A 16,105-nucleotide genomic window follows, 5' to 3' on the forward strand; every position below is an offset into this window, starting at 1 on the left:
ACGCCCAGGCGGCCGGCGCCACCGGGCCGAAGATCGGCGAGGCGATCGCCCGCGCGCGGGTCGCGGCGGTCGCGGCGGCCCTGCCCGCCCCTGCTTCCTGATTGGCGAACTTGGCCGACGCGCCCGGGAGCGCGAGTCTGCTATGGTTTTCCCTCCATGCAGACGCCCCCCCGACTCCGCCCCGACGCGGCCCTCTTCCTCGATTTCGACGGCACCCTGGTGGACCTCGCCGAGACACCCGAGGCGATCCGCGTGCCTCCGGCCCTGGTGGGCTTGCTCGGCGACCTCCATGGCCTGCTCGGCGGCGCGCTGGCGGTGGTCTCCGGCCGCCAGATCGACGTGCTCGATCGCTTTCTTGCGCCCCTGCGCCTGCCGGCCGCGGGCGAGCACGGCGTGCAGCGCCGCGATGCCGACGGCCGGATGCAGGAGCAACGCGCCCCCGATCTCACGCGGGTTCTGGCTGCCGCCAATGAACTCGCCCGGGTGCACGAGGGTCTGCTGGTGGAACGCAAGCACGCCGCCATCGCGCTCCACTACCGGCTCGCACCACAGCTCGAAGCGGTCTGCCGCGACGCCCTGGCGCGCATCATCTTCGACCAGCCGCAGTTCGAACTGATGCACGGCAAGTTCGTGTTCGAAGTCAAGCCCGCGGGCATCCACAAGGGCATCGCGATCGCCGCCTTCATGCAGGAGGCACCGTTCGCCGGGCGGACGCCGGTGTTCGCCGGCGACGACACCACCGACGAGAACGGCTTTGCCGTGGTGCAGCCGATCGGCGGCATCGCGATCAAGGTGGGCTCGGGCCCCAGCCAGGCGCTGCACCGGCTCGATTCGCCACGCGCGATGTTCGAATGGCTGATCGTGGCACGGGACCTGCTGGCATCGCCCGACAAGACAGACACCCCGAGGAGGACCGAGGAATGACCCCCGCCCACGCCGAGGCCGCCGCCAAAAATCACACCGGCGTTTCGACTGCGATCCCGCACGGCGGCTTCGCGCCGCCGGCGCCGGCCTCGCTCGATGTCGGCGTGATCGGCAATTGCGCCTACAGCGCGCTGGTCGACGCCCGCGGCCGGGTGGTCTGGTGCTGCCTGCCGCGCTTCGACGGCGACCCGGTCTTCAACGCCCTGCTCGATCCGGGTGCGGACGCCAGCGCATGGGCCATTGAGATCGAGGACTTCGCGTCCTCGGAGCAGTGGTACGAGCCGAACACCGCGGTGCTGCGCACCCGGCTCTTCGACAGCGCCGGCCAGGGCATCGAGATCACCGACCTGGCGCCGCGCTTCCACAGCCGCTCGCGCTATTTCCGGCCGCTCACGATGGTGCGCCGGGTCAAGCCGATCCAGGGCACGCCGCGGATCCGCGTCTCCCTGGCGCCGCGCTTCCAGTGGGGCGCGACGGCGCCGACGATCACGCGCGGCAGCAACCACATCCGCTATGTCGGCCCCGACTTCACGCTCCGGCTGAGCACCGATGCCTCGGTCTCGCACATCCTTTCGCGCCAGCCTTTCGTGCTCTCGCGCGAATACAACTTCGTGCTCGGCGCCGACGAAACGCTGACCGACGGCATCGCCGACACCGCACGCCACTTCGAGCAGGAGACCATCGCCTACTGGCGCACCTGGAGCAAGCGGCTGGCGATCCCCTTCGAGTTCCAGGAAGCGGTGATCCGGGCCGCGATCACGCTCAAGCTCTCGCTCTACGAGGACACCGGCGCGATCGTCGCGGCGATGACCACCAGCATCCCCGAGGCGCCGGGAAGCCAGCGCAACTGGGACTACCGCTACTGCTGGCTGCGCGATGCGTTCTTCGTGGTGCGCGCGCTCAACAGCCTGTCGGAAGTCGGCACGATGGAAGACTACCTGCGCTGGCTGTCCAACGTGGTGATCGGCTCGCACGGCGAGCACATCCAGCCGCTCTACGGCATCGGGCTCGAGCGCGAGTTGCCGGAATCCTTCGTCGAAGGCCTGCCGGGCTATCGCGGCATGGGGCCGGTGCGGGTCGGCAACCAGGCGCAGGAGCATTTCCAGCACGACGTCTACGGCAACATCGTGTTGGGCGCGGCGCAGTCCTTCCATGACCACCGGCTGCTGAGCCGGGCCGGCGTCAACGAATTTCCGTACCTGGAGGCGGTCGGCGAGCAGGCGATACGCGTCTACGGGACGCCCGACGCGGGCATGTGGGAGCTGCGCACGCGGGCCCGCGTGCACACCAGCTCGGCACTGATGAGCTGGGCCGCCTGCGACCGGCTGGCGAAGATCGCGCGCACGCTGGGCCTGCCCGAGCGCGCGGCCTACTGGCACGGGCATTCGTCGCGGATGCGCGAGGAGATCCTGACTCGATCGTGGTGCGAGGAGCGCCAGGCCTTCGCCGAGAGCTTCGGCGGCCACGAACTCGACGCCAGCGTGCTGCTGATGGTCGAGGTCGGACTCATCGACGCCCGCGATCCGCGCTTCGTCTCGACCGTCGAAGCGATGGAGAAGTCGCTCTGCGACGGTCCCTACATGCGCCGCTACGAGGCCGCCGACGACTTCGGCAAGCCCGAGACCGCCTTCAACATCTGCACCTTCTGGCGCATCGACGCGCTGGCCAAGATCGGCCGCAAGGCCGAGGCGCGGCAGATCTTCGAGACCATGCTGGCGGCGCGCAATCCGCTCGGGCTGTTGTCCGAGGACACCCACCCGCTGACCGGCGAGATGTGGGGCAATTTCCCGCAGACCTACTCGATGGTCGGGATCATCAATGCGGCGGTGCGGCTGTCGGCGCCTTGGGACTCCTGCATATGAGTCGACTCGTCGTGGTCTCCAACCGCGTCGCCGACCCGCGCAAGCCGGCGGCCGGGGGCCTCGCTGTCGCCCTCGGCGAGAGCCTGCAGCAAAGCGGCGGGCTGTGGTTCGGCTGGAGCGGCGCGATCGTCGAGAAGGGCCCGACCGGCGAAGGCGATCTGCACCGGCAGCAGGCCGGCAAGGTGACGCTGGCCACCATCGACCTGAGCCGCGAGGACCACGACAGCTACTACCAGGGCTACAGCAACGACGTGCTGTGGCCGGTGTTCCACAACCGGCTCGACCTGGCGCACTTCGACGCCGGCTTCATCGGCGGCTACCGGCGCGTGAACCAGCTGTTCGCGCGCAAGCTGCTGCCGCTCTTGAAGAGCGACGACATCATCTGGGTGCACGACTACCACCTGATCCCGCTGGCGGCCGAGCTGCGCGCGATGGGCTGCAGGCAGCGCATCGGCTTCTTCCTGCACATCCCGCTGCCGCCGCAGATCATCATCGCCGCGATCCCGCAGCACGAGTGGCTGATGCGCTCGCTGTTCGCCTACGACCTGATCGGCTTCCAGGCCGAGCAGGACGTGCAGCACTTCGAGCACTATGTGAAGAACGAAGCCCACGGCGAGATCCTCGAGAACCACATGTACCGCGCCTACGGGCAGAAGGTGCGCTGCAACGCATTCCCGATCGGCATCGACGTCGACGAGTTCGCGGCCCTCACGCACGCCAAGGAATCGCGCGACATGTACGAGACCATGAAGCGCGAATACTCGAGCCGGCGCCTCTTGCTGGGAATCGACCGGCTCGACTATTCGAAGGGCATCCCGCAGCGCGTGCGCTCGTTCCGCGAGCTGCTGGCCAACTACCCCGAGAACCGCCGCAGCGCCACCTTGATCCAGATCGCCTCGCCGACGCGCGAGACGGTCGATGCCTACGCCGACATCCGGCGCGAGCTCGAGTCGCTGTGCGGTGCGATCAACGGCGACTACGGCGAGCTCGACTGGATGCCGGTGCGCTACATCCACCGCATGGTGGCCCGCAAGCGCGTGCCGGGCCTGTGCCGGGCCGCCGCGGTCGGCCTGGTGACGCCGCTGCGCGACGGCATGAACCTGGTGGCCAAGGAGTACATCGCGGCGCAAGACCCGGCCGACCCGGGCGTGCTGGTGCTGTCGCGCTTCGCCGGTGCCGCGGAGCAGCTCAAGGAAGCGCTGCTGGTGAACCCCTACGACACCCACGGCACCGCCGAGACCGTGCAGCAGGCGCTGCAGATGCCGCTCGAGGAGCGCCGCGAGCGGCACCAGAAGCTGCTGGCGCGCATCCGCGAACAGGATGTGCACTGGTGGCGCCAGGGCTTCCTGCTCGCGCTGCGCGAAGCGGCGAGCGAACGCTAGCCACGGGCCGGTTCAGCGCCAGGCCGCGGCGCCGGACAACAGCTGCACCAGGCGCGCCACGCGCGAAGCGGTCGCCGGCCCCGTGGCCGCAGGCGTCGCGACGGCCCCCACCCGAGCGGGCGACAGCGCCGTCACGTCGATCCAGCCGCCGCGCTCGAAGACATGGATTTCGCCTTCTTCGAGCCGCGTCTTGGCGCGGAAGACGGATTCACCCAGCCAGGACGGCGGCGCGGCCAGGTCGACGCGGCCTTGCGCGACCCTCAGCACGAAGCCGGCATCGACGGCCATGCGCAGCGTCTGGCCGGGCTGCAGGCGGGTGGATTCGGGAAGCTCGGTGGTCATCGCAGGTGCCCTGTCGAAGAGTTGCAATGGCTTCATCGTAGGCAGCAGGCGGCCTCAAAAACAGGCACAGAAAACGGCTTTCAAGGCGCAACAGCGCCATCGGGAACCCATCTGTTATGGTCCATTTCTCGCCGATCTGCATCTGTTTTCACCGACCCGCCTGCGCCAGCATCGACCGCATGGAACCGCCACCGCTCTATCGCCAACTGGCCGGCCACTACCTGGACGCGATCCGCGCCGGCTCGCTGAAGCCGGGCGACAAGCTGCCCTCGCTGCGCAGCCTGATGCGCCTGCACGGCATCAGCCTGTCGACCGCGCTGCAACTGTGCCGCACGATGGAAGGCGAAGGCTGGGTCGAAGCGCGCGACCGGTCGGGCTATTTCGTGAAGCGCCCGCGCCGGCTCGCGATCGCCACCATGGACGAGCCCGCGACCGGCGTGGCGCCCGATCCGGCACAGTACGTCGGCATCCATTCAAAGGTGTCGGATTTCGTCGCGCGGCGGCGGCAGGGCGAGGTGCGGATCGACTTCTCGACCGCGCGCGGGGCGCCGGAGCTCTACCCAGGGCAGGCGCTGCGGGCGATCATGATCCGCCTGCTGCGGCAGCGGCCCGCGCTGCTCACCACGGCCGCACCCTCGCGCAGCCGCACGCCATTGCGCGAAGCCGTCGCCCGGCGCGGCCTGCGCGTGGGCATGACCCTGTCGCCCGATGAAGTGCTGACCACCAACGGCTGCATCGAGGCGCTCAACCTCGCGCTGCGCGCGGTCGCCCAGCCCGGCGACACGGTGGCGGTCGAGTCGCCGACCTTTTACGGGCTGCTGCAAGTGCTCGAAAGCCTCGGCATGCGGGCGCTCGAGATTCCGACCAGCCCGCAGACCGGCCTGTCGATCGAGGCGCTGGAGATGGCGCTCGATGCCTACGGCCACATCAAGGCCGTGGTAGCCGTGCCGCATCTGCAGAATCCGCTCGGCAGCGTGATGCCCGACGCGCACAAGGAGCGGCTGGTCGCGCTGTGCGAGCGCCACGGCGTCGCGCTGATCGAGGACGACACCTACAGCGAACTGCTGGACGCCGACACGCCGCCGCGCGCGATCAAGTCATGGGACCGCACGGGCAACGTGATCCATTGCGCCTCGCTGCACAAGATCCTCGCACCGGGCATGCGGCTCGGCTGGATCTCGGCCGGCCGCTGGCACAGCCGTGTCGAGATGCTCAAGTACACGCAGACGCGCAGCAACGAGGAACTCTCGCAATGGGCGGCCGGCGAATACATGAACACCGGCGCCTACGAGCGCCACCTGCGCCGCCTGCGAGAACGGCTCCGGCTGCAGCGCGAGCAGACCGCCGACGCGATCGCCGCGCACTTTCCCGCCGGCACGCGGCTGAACTACCCGCCCGGCGGATTGCAAGTGTGGGTGGAACTGCCCGATCGCTTGCCATCGACGACGGTCTTCGACGCCGCGCTGCGCGAGCGCATCCTGGTGGCGCCGGGCACGCTGTTCTCGAATTCGGCGCGCTTCGACCACTACCTGCGCATCAATTGCGGCTGGCCCTACGACGACGCGATCGAAGCGGGGTTGCGCCGGCTGGGCGAGATCGTCGGCGAATGCGCAGTGGGGCCAGGCACGATGACGCGGATGGCGGCCTGACCCGGCACATTCGCGGGCACGCCGAACCAGGTGCCGAAGCCGAAACGTCGGGATGGCGATGCGTTTCTTCGATCACTGGATCAACGCATCAGCACGAAATAGCAGCGACTTCGGGACGGCAATTCCGAGTGCCTTCGCAGTCTTGAGATTGATCACCAGCTCGAACTTGGTCGGCTGTTCCACAGGAAGCTCACCGGGCTTCCCGCCCTTGAAGATCTTGTCGACGAAGCTGGCGAACCGGAAATAGAGGTCGGGATAGTTCACCGCGTAGGCTACCAATCCCCCGGCTTCGACGAACTCGCGGGCGGGCCAGGCGGCAGGCAGGGAATTGCGTGCCACCAGGTCGAGGATCGTTTGCTGGTGCATCTGGGTAAGACCGTCTGCCCCGATGACAAGCGCGTCGACATGCTGTCGGACTGCCAGCTCGAATGCGCCGCTTAGGTCGCCTTGGCTCCGCACGTCAAGAAGCTCGGCGCGGAGACCTAGCGCGCGGGCCGCCGACTTTGTCTCTTCCCATTCGGGTGGAGCCGCCGGATTGCCCATGTTGTGAAGCAACGCAACGCACGAGAGATTCGGAACCAGCTCTTTGATGAGTTCAATCCGTTTCGCCGTCAACTCGGTGCTGAAGGTCGTCACCCCCGTAATATTGCCACCGGGGCGGGCATAGCTCGTCACGATGGCACGCGGGTCGCCCATCGTCGCCATGAGCAATGGAATTGTTCCAGTCGCGTTCTTGGCCGCGATTGCGGCAGGGGTCCCCCTGGTCAAGATCAGATCGACCTTCAGACGTACCAGTTCGGATGCGAGGTCCGGGAACCGCTCGGCACGACCTTCTGCCGATCGATACTCAATGATCAGGTTGCGGCCTTCCACATAGCCGAGTTCCCGCAGCCCGTTACGCAGGGCATCGAGATTGGCGGCGTTCTGGGAGGCGGGGATCGGCTCCAGAATCCCAATGCGATAGATCTTCCCCCCTTGTTGCGCGCGCGCGGCAAGCGGCGCGGCGACGAGAACACCCGCAACACCACCGATGAACGTCCGCCGGTCCATCACTGAAGAGCCTCGTTGACGATAGAACGTGGGAACATACCACGCCTGCCGCCGAGGCTACACGCCCGCAGACGGGTGACTGCTTTCAGAATATTGCCCGACGCCGCCGAATGTCAGCGGTTGGCCGACTTGCCATGCTTGGGCGGAGGTCGGGGTCGGCGCGAAGGTCGGCGCGGGGGTGGCTGCGGGCGCGGCGGAAAGTAACCGGAATCGGCCTTGCAGCGTGAGTTAACCGAGCGCCCGGGAAGGGCAGCAACCGCAAGCCGGTAGTTCCCGCCCCTGCATGCCAGCCCAAGCATTGCCCATCGGCGCCTGGGACCACAATGCTGCACCTCCATCAACAATCGCGATCAATGAACGACGACTTGGACGCACGGATCCGCTCAGGCAAGGCACTGAGCGAATCGATGGGCAATTTCCACGTGACCGAATGGAATCCCGAACGCAAGGCCCTGAAGGCGGCATTCACGGTTCGGCCCGAGTATTGCCACACGAACGGAACGATCGCTCAAGGCGGATTCATCACGGCCTGGCTCGATGCGGCGATGGCGCATGCCGTGATTCACGATACCGGGCATGCGCAAACCGTCTTCAGCCTGGAGATCAAGGTCAGCTTCTACGAAAAGGTCAGCCCCGGCGAGGGTTGGGTCGAGGGACGAGTGATCAGACGTGGCAAGCGGGTCACCTTTCTCGAGGCTTCGCTTTACAACCCCGCAGGCAAGTTGGCGGCCGAAGCCACATCGACCGGCATACTGGCCGATCTCTAGAGCGCAGGGTAGCGAACAACGCCAGCCGCGCGATCAGCCGCCCGGCTTCCCCACCGCCTCGTCGTCGATCGCCTTCTGCACCGCCTTGTAGAAGTCTTCGCGCGCCATCGACTCGGCGCGGCCCGTGGCCCCGCCGGCCCAGTCGCCGTTGGAGGCGATCACCAGCCCGCGCCTCGGATCGATGAAGATGCCTTGGCCGAAGATGCCGCGCGCCGCGAAGCTGCCGTCGTCGTAGGTCCACCACTGGAAGCCGTAGCCACGGCCCGGTCGTCCGATGTCCGCCTGCCGTGCGGTGGCCTGGGCCAGCCAGCCGTCCGGCACGATCGGTTGCCCACCAACGCGCGCACCGCCGAGGATGAACTGCCCGAAGCGCGCGAAGTCGCGCGTGGCCGCCTGGATGCAGCAGCCGCTGATCTCTTGCCCGGTGCGGCTCAGGACCCATGTGGCCTGCTGCTCCATGCCGGCCGGCATCCAGATCTTTTCCGACAGGTAGCTCGCCAGTGGCTTGCCCGTGGCCCGCACCACCAGCACGCCCACCAGGTTGGTTTCGCCGGTGCTGTAGTTCCAGCGGGTGCCGGGCGGCACCGCACGCGGCAGCTTGCGAAGGTAGCTCACCAGCGCATCGACGCCTTCTTCAGGCTGGTGGTTGTTGAAGCGTGCCACGTCCGAATTCGGATCGGCGTAGTCCTCGTTCCAGCGCACGCCGGAGGTCATGGTCAGCAATTGGCGGATGCTGACGTCGTCGTAGGCCGAGCCTTTCATCTCGTAGATGTAGTCGCTGACCTTGTCGTCGAGGCTGCGGATGTGGCCGTCACGGACGGCGGCGCCGAGCAGCGTGGACGTGATGGACTTCGCCACGGAGAAGCTGGTCCAGCGCCCGTCACGGTCGAAGCCCAGGCCATAGCGCTCCAGGCGCAGCTTGCCATCGTGCAGGATCACGAGCGCGGCACTCCTTTGCTGCGCCATGTAGGCGTCGACGTCCAGCGGCAGCGCCAGCGGCGGGCCCGCAAGCAACGGCGACGGCGTACCGCCGGCGGGGACGACGCGCGACTTGGCGAGCACCGGCAGGCGGTCGAGCGCCCGGAATGCCGCATCGCGCTGCGGCTGGCTCCAGAACAGCACGTCGCGGTCGGTCGGCAGCGTGGCGAGCAGCCCGCGCGTTTCCTTGTCCAGGTTGAACCAGCCTGCTGTGGCAGCGATGGCGACGGCGACGAAGGCCCCGAGAACGATCCTGCCAAGCTTCATACGGTGAATCCCGATCAATCGACCAACGCCAGCGCCCCATAGTCCCCCACCCTGTCGCCGAGTCCGGCCGGCACGAGCAACGCGCCGCGCGTCAACGCCACAAGCTTGCCATCGACCTGCGCCTGCAAGCGCGGCAGCAAGAAGTCGCGGTTGTTCCAGAACACGCTTCCACCCAGGCTGACGCGTTGCAGATCGAGCGTGGCGATCAGGTTGTAGAGCATGCGCCCCATGATCCGGCACAGCGCATCGGTGGTCGCCAAAGCCCGCGGTTCGCCGCGCGCGGCGGCGGCGAACAGGTCGGCCGCGGGCTCGCCAAAGCGCCGCGCGATGCCGTTGCCCGCTGCGAGTGCCTCCACGTCGCCGTGGTTGCCGCAGCCGCACAGCGCGCTGTTGTCGTCGTCGGAAACGAAGCTGTGGCCCGCATGGCCCGCGTTGCCGTTCTTGCCGTGCAGTACGCGGCCATCGACGCACAGGCCGACGCCGACGCCGGTGCTCCAGGTGACGTAGGCGCAATGGTCGACGCCTTGCAGCGCACCCCAGCGGCGTTCGGCCTCCAGCGCGGCGACGGCATCGTTCTCGACCCGCACGCGGCCGAAGCGCTGGCGCAGCGGTGCTTCGAGCAGCGCGGTCATCCACTGGTTGGGCAGTCCACGCGCGGGGCCGGCGATGCCGCCGCAGATGTTCGGGGTCGCGAGTTCGACCACGCCGTCGCGCAGTTCGAAGGGGCCGGCGGTCGAGACGCCGACGCAGTCCACGCTCGCGGCGCCGACGCGCTGCTCCGCGCAGACTTCCTCGATCAGCCGGATGATCTGCACCGCGACGGCGTCGTTGTCGCCGGTCTTGGCGGTAGGCTCGCTGCGGCGGCCCAGAAGGGGCGAGGCGCTGTCGGCGGACAGGCTCACGGCCACCTTGGTGCCACCGAGATCGACACAGGCTCTCATGGGTGCCCCCACGCTCGGCACTTCGTGTCCTCGCTGCCCCCCGAGGGGGTGCGAGCTTGCTTGGGGCGGCCCTGCACTGCGCTCATCGAATCAGATCCATCGTGCGACCAGGGCCGCGATCATGCTCAGCAACACCGTGCTGGCGATCGGCAAATGCCAGTCGCGGCCGAAGGCACGGAACTCGAAATCGCCGGGCAGCCGCCCGAAGCCGAAACGCCGCAGCCAGGCCGTGAGCCCGCTCATCAGCACCAGCGCCAGGACGACGACGATCAGCCAGCGAATCATGGCTGCAGTTTAGGCCGCGAGCAGGTCCAGCGCCTGTCGGTGAAGTTCGCGCGTGGCGGCGGCGACCACGCGGCCGTCCGACTGCAGGCCGAGCGGCCGGCCCTGCCAGTCGGTGACGATGCCGCCCGCGGCCTCGATCAGCCCGCTCGGGCCGAGGTAGTCGTAGGGCTGCAGGCCGGTCTCGACCACCAGGTCGATGGTGCCGCCGGCCAGCTGGGCGTAGCCGTAGCAGTCGCCGCCGAAGCGACGCATCGCGCAGCGCCGGCTCAGGCGGTCGAAGGCCTGCCAGTCGGCCGGATCGAAGATGTCGGGTGAGGTGGTCACGATGCGGGCCTCGGCGACGGCGCTGCAGTGGCTGGCGCGAACCGTCCGGCCGTTGCGCTGCGCACCCAGGCCGGCCTGCCCGATCCAGCGCTCGCCGAGCACCGGCATGTCGACCATGCCGAGTTCGACCTTGCCGCCGCGCAGCAGCGCGATCAGCGTGCCCCAGAGCGGCGAGCCGGTGATGAAGCTGCGCGTGCCGTCGATCGGGTCGAGCACCCAGACCCGCTCGGCGTCGACCCGCTCCAGGCCATGCTCCTCGCCGAAGATGCCGTCGGCCGCACGCTCGGCGCCGAGGATCTCCCGCATCGCGGTCTCGGCCGCGCGGTCGGCCTGGGTCACCGGGCTTTCGTCCGCTTTCGAGATGACGTCGAGCGGGGTGCGGAACAGGCGCAGCGAGTGCGAGGCCGCCGCATCGGCCAGTGCGTGGGCGACGCGCAGGTCGTCGGCCGGTGTGAAGGTGGAACTCATGGGTGGATTAGAACCCAGCGCCGGCAATGCGATCGCCGTCAGAGGGTGTGGCTGCGGTCGCCTTCGGCGAATCCGATCGCCCGCCAGGGCTCGCCGACCGCGAAGCCGACCACCTTGAACAACTCGCCCATCTCGTGCTCGTGGATCAGCCGCGCCGCCATGGCGCGTTCGGCCAGCGAAGCCGCCTCCATCATCGGCAGGATGCCGGCATTGAGCAGGAACCTGGCCTGGCTGCAGTAGCCGAGCACCTCGAGGCCGGCATCCTGTCCCGCCAGCGCCACGCCGGTGAAGTTGACATGGGCCGTGATGTCCTTGGCGCCGACGTCGGACAACGGATCGCCGTCCGCCTGGTGGCCGCGGTGGCACATCACGGTGCCCATGTGGCGCTGCGGATGGTAGTACTCGGCCTCGGGGAAGCCGTAGTCGATGAAGAAGGCGGCGCCCTGCTTCAGGCGGTCGGCCAGTGTCGCGACGAAGGCCTCGGCCTGCGGATGGATTTCGGTCAGGTAGTCGTGCGCGCCCTCGATCTCGAGCGGCGGCCGCAGGGCCGTGGGCCGGTCGTCCCAGGCGAAGCCCTGGCCCCGGCGGACCACGCCACGCTCGTGCCATCGGCCGCCCTTGCGCACCAGCAGCTGCACCGGCATCGCATCGAGCACTTCGTTGCCGACCACCACGCCGCGCATTTCTGCCGGCAGTTCGGCCAGCCATTCGACTTTTCCCGCGTGCTGCGCGAGCGTCTGCCGCTGGCGCTCGCGCAGGGTGCCGGAGAGATCGACGATGCGATAGCGCTCGACCTGCCCGCCGAGCGCCTCCAGGAGCTGCGAGGCCAGCGCACCGGTGCCGGCGCCGAACTCCCAGACTTCCCGCGTGCCGGTCTTTTCGAGCGCCTCGGCCACCTGCACCGCCAGGGTGCGGCCGAACAGCGGCGTCAGTTCCGGCGCGGTCACGAAGTCGCTGCCCGAAGCCGGCATCCGGCCGAACTTGCGGCTCGCGCTCGCGTAGTAGCCGAGTCCCGGTGCGTACAAAGCCAGGGCCATGAAGCGGTCGAACGGCAGCCAGCCGCCGGCCCGCTGCAGCGTGGCATCGATAATCTTGGTCAACGGGGTGGCGCGTTCGGCGCCCTGCTCCAGGTTCATAAGTAACGGAAATCTATCAGGATGGCTGAATCGACCCCACGCCGAGGCGTGCTCGTGACCGGCGGCGGCCAGCGACTGGGCGCCGCGGTCTGCGAGGCCTTCGCGCGCGCGGGCTGGCGGGTGTGGTGCCAGTACCGCGCCTCGCGGGCGCAGGCGCTGGCATTGTGCGCGCGCCTCGCCGACGAGGGCCACGAGGCGAGCGCGATCGAGGCCGACATCGGCAGCGAGCCGGGCCGCATCGCGCTGGTCGACCAGGCCTCGGCCGAAGGGCCGCTGGCCTGCATCGTCAACAACGCCTCGACCTTCGAGCCCGACACCGGGCTCGACTTCGACGCCGACGCCGCCCTGCGCCAGCTCGGCGTGAACCTGATCGCGCCGCTGTCCTTCGCCCGGCTGCTGGCGCAGCGCGCCACGCCCGGCGACGGCATCGACCGCTCGGCGATCCACGTCTTGGACCAGAAGGTCTACAACCTGAACCCCGACTACTTCTCCTACACGGTGTCCAAGCTGGCGCTGGAACGCGCGGTGGCGCTGCAGGCGCAGTCGCTGGCGCCCGCGCTGCGGGTCTGCGGCGTGGCGCCGGGCATCCTCTACCGGAGCGGGCCGCAGACCGAAGCCAACTTCGCCCGGGCGCGCCAGGCCAACCTGCTGCGCCGCGCCATCGATCCGGCCGATGTCGCGCGGACCTGCGTCTTCCTGGCCGGCACGCCCAGCGTGACCGGAACCACCCTTTGCGTCGACAACGGCCAGCACCTGGTGCCGCTCGCGCGCGACATCATGTTCGTCGTCGACGACCTGCTGAAAGCTTCACCATGACCACCGCTGCCCTCGACCCACTTCTGCTGTCCTGCCGACGCGTCTTCCTGCGCGACTACGAAGTCTGGATCAACATCGGCGTGCACGAATTCGAGAAGCGCGCCGAGCAGCGCGTGATCATCAACGTCGACCTCTATGTGCCGCTGGCCGTCTCGACGCCGAAGGCCGACGAGCTCGACGAGGTGGTCGACTACGACTTCATCCGCCGCACCGTCGCCACCCGCCTGAGCAAGGGCCACATCCACTTGCAGGAAACGCTGTGCGACGACATCCTCACGCAGGTGCTGACCCATCCCAAGGTGCAGGCCGCCCGCGTGTCGACCGCCAAACCCGACGTGTACCCCGACTGTGACGCAGTAGGCGTCGAAGTATTCCGGAGCAAGTGACATGAGTGCCGTATGGATCGACGAGACGCCCTCGTCCACCAATGACCTGAAGATCGAACGCGAGACCCACAAACTCGAGAAGCGGCTGTGCCGCGAGGTCGGCCGTGCGATCGTCGACTACAACATGATCGAGGAAGGCGACAAGGTCATGGTCTGCGTCTCGGGCGGCAAGGACAGCTACGGGCTGCTCGACATCCTGCTCAAGCTGCGGGCCCGGGCGCCGATCCACTTCGACATCGTGGCGGTCAACCTCGACCAGAAGCAGCCGGGTTTCCCGCAAGACGTGCTGCCGGACTACCTGACGGCCCTGGGCGTGCCCTTCCACATCGAGGAGCAGGACACCTACTCGATCGTCAAGCGCGTGATCCCCGAAGGCAAGACCACCTGCGGCCTCTGCAGCCGGCTGCGCCGCGGCATCCTGTACCGCGTGGCCGACGAGCTGGGCGCCACCAAGGTGGCGCTGGGCCACCACCGCGACGACATGCTGCAGACCTTCTTCCTGAACATGTTCTTCGCCGCCAAGCTGAAGTCGATGCCGCCGAAGCTGGTGAGCGACGACGGCAGGCACATCGTGATCCGGCCGCTGGCCTATGTCGCCGAGAAGGACCTGGTCCGCTGGGCCCAGCACCGCGCGTTCCCGATCATTCCGTGCACGCTGTGCGGCAGCCAGGAGAACCTGCAGCGCAAGCAGGTCGGCGAGATGCTGCGCGAGTGGGATCGCAAGTTCCCGGGCCGGATCGAGAACATGTTCAATGCCATGCAGAACATCGTGCCCTCCCACCTGCTCGACGCCAAGGCCTTCGACTTCAAGGCACTGCAGGCGACCGGGGTGGCCGACGAGGAGGGCGACAAGGCCTTCGATCCACCCGAGCTCCCGGCGCCCTCGGCACTTCGCATCGTGCAGCTCTGACCATGAAAAGCGCGCTCGCGGTGGTCCTGCTGGCCATCGGCCTCACCGGCTGCGCGACGCGCTGGGTGGTCGACAGCGATGTGCGGAGCTTTTCCAGCATGGCCGGCGTGCCGACCGGCGCGAGCTATCGTTTCGAGCGCCTGCCCTCCCAGCAGGTCGACGAGGCGGCGCAACAGCAGCTGGAGGCGATGGCCGGCGCGGCACTCGACGCCGTCGGCCTGCGCCACGACGACAACGCACCGCAGCTGAGCGCACTGATCGGGGCCCGCGTGACCCCCGAACTCTCGCCCTGGGCCGACCCCTGGCTGGTCGGCGGGCCATGGCCGGGATGGGGCTACGGCCGCTGGGGACCGGGACCCGGCTGGGGGCCCGGCGGCTGGTACGGACCGGCGTTCGGGCCGCCGCCCACCCCCTGGTTCGCGCGCGAGGTCAGCATCGTGCTGCGCGAGCTGCCGTCCAACCGCGTGGTCTACGAAACGCATGCCCGCAACGACGGGCCCTACAGCAACAGCGCACGCATCCTGCCGGTCATGTTCCAGGCCGCGCTGCAGGGCTTTCCGAATCCCCCGCAAGGCGTGCGCCGGGTCGACATCGAGCTGCCGAGCGCGACGCGGCAGGATTAGGGTGAACAGGCTCTAAGGGTTAGCCCCTAGAATTCGTCGCATGGAGGCCACCCGAGTCATCGCCGTACGCCATGGCGAAACCGCCTGGAACGTCGACGCCCGCATCCAGGGCCAGCTCGACGTCGGCCTCAACGACACCGGGCTCTGGCAGGCGCACCAAGTGGCCCGGGCGCTCGCGGAAGAACCGATCGGGGCGATCTATGCCAGCGACCTGTCGCGGGCCTGGCAGACCGCGCAGGTGATCGCCCACGCGCGCGGCATCGAGGTGGCGGCCGACCCCGGCCTGCGCGAGCGCGCCTTCGGTCGGTTCGAGGGCCGCACCTTCGCCGACATCGATGCCAGCCTGCCGGCCCAGGCCCGGCTCTGGCGCACCCGGGATCCCGAATTCGCGCCGGAAGGCGGCGAGTCACTGCTTACTTTCAGGGATCGAGTCACGCACACCGCGTCCAGGCTGGCGGCGCTGCATCCGGGCGAGCTGGTGGTCCTGGTCGCCCATGGCGGGGTGATGGACGTGCTCTACCGCGCCGCCACCGGCCAGGCGTTGCAGGCGCCGCGCACCTGGCACCTGGGAAACGCCGCCATCAACCGCCTCCTCTGGACGCCGCAGGGCTTCACCCTGGTCGGCTGGGGCGACACCGGCCATCTCGACGCAGGATCGCTCGACGAAGCCACGGCCTGAGCGGCCTCCCGTGGACAAATAGAACTTTTCTATGAGTTCTTGCCGCCGGCTTGACGATCTCTTTACGACATTTGTATTCAAATTGTAAAAATGAGGTCAGAATCGTCACCGAGCGAGCGCGTCGTCAATGCATTTGTGGAAACCAAATGCATCGAATGTTGCAGGACCTCCAAACGACATAGGCTGGCCGACATGGCTTTCGTCGGGTGGTGTGACGGGCGCCCGGAGCGCAACATAGGCTCCAGGTCGGTTTGAATTCTTTGTGACTACTAACTTGGTCGGATACATGTCTTGCGAACTTGCGGGCTTTCATACA

Annotated in this window: 17 protein-coding genes; 10 read left to right on the forward strand and 7 right to left on the reverse strand. The window is 68.2% G+C overall.

Translation table 11 applies throughout. The annotated features are described in order from the left end of the window. Nucleotides 1–156: 156 nt before the first annotated feature. The 3 genes from otsB to otsA are packed head-to-tail and all read left to right on the forward strand — an operon-like array spanning nt 157 to nt 4,168. Nucleotides 157–924 (forward strand): trehalose-phosphatase, encoded by a 768-nt coding sequence (otsB, locus tag AC1DYD_RS13460; protein WP_478173241.1) that lies wholly within the window; start codon nt 157–159, stop codon nt 922–924. Further along, nucleotides 921–2,786 (forward strand): glycoside hydrolase family 15 protein, encoded by a 1,866-nt coding sequence (locus AC1DYD_RS13465; RefSeq protein ID WP_478173242.1) that lies wholly within the window; start codon nt 921–923, stop codon nt 2,784–2,786. The genes otsB and AC1DYD_RS13465 overlap by 4 nt, the downstream gene beginning before the upstream one ends. Beyond that, on the forward strand, nt 2,783–4,168 hold the full coding sequence (otsA, locus tag AC1DYD_RS13470) for an alpha,alpha-trehalose-phosphate synthase (UDP-forming) (RefSeq protein ID WP_478173243.1): 1,386 nt from the start codon (nt 2,783–2,785) through the stop codon (nt 4,166–4,168). Before AC1DYD_RS13465 ends, otsA begins: the two co-directional genes overlap by 4 nt. 12 nt (nt 4,169–4,180) lie before the next feature. On the opposite strand, the gene AC1DYD_RS13475 is transcribed toward otsA, so the two are convergent. After that, complete coding sequence (locus AC1DYD_RS13475) at nt 4,181–4,510, reverse strand: hypothetical protein (protein ID WP_478173244.1); 330 nt, start codon at nt 4,508–4,510, stop codon at nt 4,181–4,183. 179 nt (nt 4,511–4,689) lie between these two features. Here AC1DYD_RS13475 and AC1DYD_RS13480 point away from each other — a divergent pair, with 179 nt between their 5' ends. Beyond that, complete coding sequence (locus AC1DYD_RS13480; protein ID WP_478173245.1) at nt 4,690–6,159, forward strand: aminotransferase-like domain-containing protein; 1,470 nt, start codon at nt 4,690–4,692, stop codon at nt 6,157–6,159. 72 nt (nt 6,160–6,231) lie between these two features. Here the strand turns inward: AC1DYD_RS13480 and AC1DYD_RS13485 are convergent, their stop codons facing one another. Next, on the reverse strand, nt 6,232–7,209 hold the full coding sequence (locus tag AC1DYD_RS13485) for an ABC transporter substrate-binding protein (RefSeq protein ID WP_478173246.1): 978 nt from the start codon (nt 7,207–7,209) through the stop codon (nt 6,232–6,234). Between the two features lie 323 nt (nt 7,210–7,532). On the opposite strand from AC1DYD_RS13485, the gene AC1DYD_RS13490 reads away from it, so the two are divergent. Next, a complete protein-coding gene (locus tag AC1DYD_RS13490) occupies nt 7,533–7,976 on the forward strand; it encodes a PaaI family thioesterase (RefSeq protein WP_478173247.1) in 444 nt (147 codons plus the stop codon). A 33-nt stretch (nt 7,977–8,009) separates the two neighbouring features. On the opposite strand, the gene AC1DYD_RS13495 is transcribed toward AC1DYD_RS13490, so the two are convergent. From AC1DYD_RS13495 to AC1DYD_RS13515, 5 genes are all read right to left on the reverse strand, one after another. Beyond that, on the reverse strand, nt 8,010–9,221 hold the full coding sequence (locus AC1DYD_RS13495; RefSeq protein WP_478173248.1) for a serine hydrolase domain-containing protein: 1,212 nt from the start codon (nt 9,219–9,221) through the stop codon (nt 8,010–8,012). A gap of 14 nt (nt 9,222–9,235) precedes the next feature. After that, the gene (locus AC1DYD_RS13500; RefSeq protein ID WP_478173249.1) at nt 9,236–10,162 is read right to left on the reverse strand and encodes an ROK family protein; all 927 of its coding nucleotides are present in this window, start codon (nt 10,160–10,162) and stop codon (nt 9,236–9,238) included. Nucleotides 10,163–10,252: 90 nt separating this feature from the next. Then, entirely contained in the window at nt 10,253–10,447 is a 195-nt protein-coding gene (locus tag AC1DYD_RS13505) for a DUF2905 domain-containing protein (RefSeq protein WP_478173250.1), read from the reverse strand. 9 nt (nt 10,448–10,456) lie between these two features. Further along, the gene (hisN, locus tag AC1DYD_RS13510; protein WP_478173251.1) at nt 10,457–11,239 is read right to left on the reverse strand and encodes a histidinol-phosphatase; all 783 of its coding nucleotides are present in this window, start codon (nt 11,237–11,239) and stop codon (nt 10,457–10,459) included. Nucleotides 11,240–11,277: 38 nt separating this feature from the next. After that, nucleotides 11,278–12,375, reverse strand: a complete 1,098-nt coding sequence (locus AC1DYD_RS13515) for a class I SAM-dependent methyltransferase (protein ID WP_478173252.1) — start codon at nt 12,373–12,375, stop codon at nt 11,278–11,280. Nucleotides 12,376–12,396: 21 nt separating this feature from the next. On the opposite strand from AC1DYD_RS13515, the gene AC1DYD_RS13520 reads away from it, so the two are divergent. Genes AC1DYD_RS13520 through AC1DYD_RS13540 form a run of 5 tightly spaced genes read left to right on the forward strand, consistent with a single transcriptional unit; the run spans nt 12,397 to nt 15,789 of the window. Beyond that, nucleotides 12,397–13,191, forward strand: a complete 795-nt coding sequence (locus tag AC1DYD_RS13520; protein WP_478173253.1) for an SDR family oxidoreductase — start codon at nt 12,397–12,399, stop codon at nt 13,189–13,191. Beyond that, nucleotides 13,188–13,577: a dihydroneopterin aldolase gene (locus AC1DYD_RS13525; RefSeq protein ID WP_478173254.1), complete on the forward strand. Its 390-nt coding sequence runs from the start codon at nt 13,188–13,190 to the stop codon at nt 13,575–13,577. Before AC1DYD_RS13520 ends, AC1DYD_RS13525 begins: the two co-directional genes overlap by 4 nt. 1 nt (nt 13,578) lies before the next feature. After that, nucleotides 13,579–14,487, forward strand: coding sequence for a tRNA 2-thiocytidine(32) synthetase TtcA (ttcA, locus tag AC1DYD_RS13530; RefSeq protein WP_478173255.1), 909 nt, complete (start codon nt 13,579–13,581; stop codon nt 14,485–14,487). Nucleotides 14,488–14,489: 2 nt separating this feature from the next. After that, nucleotides 14,490–15,110 carry a DUF4136 domain-containing protein gene (locus AC1DYD_RS13535; protein ID WP_478173256.1) on the forward strand — a complete coding sequence of 207 codons (621 nt, stop codon included), beginning with the start codon at nt 14,490–14,492 and terminating at the stop codon, nt 15,108–15,110. A gap of 40 nt (nt 15,111–15,150) precedes the next feature. After that, complete coding sequence (locus AC1DYD_RS13540; RefSeq protein WP_478173257.1) at nt 15,151–15,789, forward strand: histidine phosphatase family protein; 639 nt, start codon at nt 15,151–15,153, stop codon at nt 15,787–15,789. Nucleotides 15,790–16,105 lie beyond the last annotated feature (316 nt).

The organism is Variovorax sp. P4_B11, assembly GCF_056402355.1.

Excerpts from the sequence above, each read along its gene's own strand:
- AC1DYD_RS13490 (WP_478173247.1), top strand. The coding sequence starts at position 7,533 with ATGCTGCACCTCCATCAACAATCGCGATCAATGAACGACGACTTGGAC.
- AC1DYD_RS13515 (WP_478173252.1), bottom strand. The coding sequence starts at position 12,375 with ATGAACCTGGAGCAGGGCGCCGAACGCGCCACCCCGTTGACCAAGATT.
- AC1DYD_RS13500 (WP_478173249.1), bottom strand. The coding sequence starts at position 10,162 with ATGAGAGCCTGTGTCGATCTCGGTGGCACCAAGGTGGCCGTGAGCCTG.
- otsB (WP_478173241.1), top strand. The coding sequence starts at position 157 with ATGCAGACGCCCCCCCGACTCCGCCCCGACGCGGCCCTCTTCCTCGAT.
- AC1DYD_RS13480 (WP_478173245.1), top strand. The coding sequence starts at position 4,690 with ATGGAACCGCCACCGCTCTATCGCCAACTGGCCGGCCACTACCTGGAC.
- AC1DYD_RS13495 (WP_478173248.1), bottom strand. The coding sequence starts at position 9,221 with ATGAAGCTTGGCAGGATCGTTCTCGGGGCCTTCGTCGCCGTCGCCATC.
- AC1DYD_RS13505 (WP_478173250.1), bottom strand. The coding sequence starts at position 10,447 with ATGATTCGCTGGCTGATCGTCGTCGTCCTGGCGCTGGTGCTGATGAGC.
- hisN (WP_478173251.1), bottom strand. The coding sequence starts at position 11,239 with ATGAGTTCCACCTTCACACCGGCCGACGACCTGCGCGTCGCCCACGCA.
- AC1DYD_RS13465 (WP_478173242.1), top strand. The coding sequence starts at position 921 with ATGACCCCCGCCCACGCCGAGGCCGCCGCCAAAAATCACACCGGCGTT.
- AC1DYD_RS13485 (WP_478173246.1), bottom strand. The coding sequence starts at position 7,209 with ATGGACCGGCGGACGTTCATCGGTGGTGTTGCGGGTGTTCTCGTCGCC.
- AC1DYD_RS13540 (WP_478173257.1), top strand. The coding sequence starts at position 15,151 with ATGGAGGCCACCCGAGTCATCGCCGTACGCCATGGCGAAACCGCCTGG.
- AC1DYD_RS13535 (WP_478173256.1), top strand. The coding sequence starts at position 14,490 with ATGAAAAGCGCGCTCGCGGTGGTCCTGCTGGCCATCGGCCTCACCGGC.
- ttcA (WP_478173255.1), top strand. The coding sequence starts at position 13,579 with ATGAGTGCCGTATGGATCGACGAGACGCCCTCGTCCACCAATGACCTG.
- AC1DYD_RS13520 (WP_478173253.1), top strand. The coding sequence starts at position 12,397 with ATGGCTGAATCGACCCCACGCCGAGGCGTGCTCGTGACCGGCGGCGGC.
- AC1DYD_RS13525 (WP_478173254.1), top strand. The coding sequence starts at position 13,188 with ATGACCACCGCTGCCCTCGACCCACTTCTGCTGTCCTGCCGACGCGTC.
- AC1DYD_RS13475 (WP_478173244.1), bottom strand. The coding sequence starts at position 4,510 with ATGACCACCGAGCTTCCCGAATCCACCCGCCTGCAGCCCGGCCAGACG.
- otsA (WP_478173243.1), top strand. The coding sequence starts at position 2,783 with ATGAGTCGACTCGTCGTGGTCTCCAACCGCGTCGCCGACCCGCGCAAG.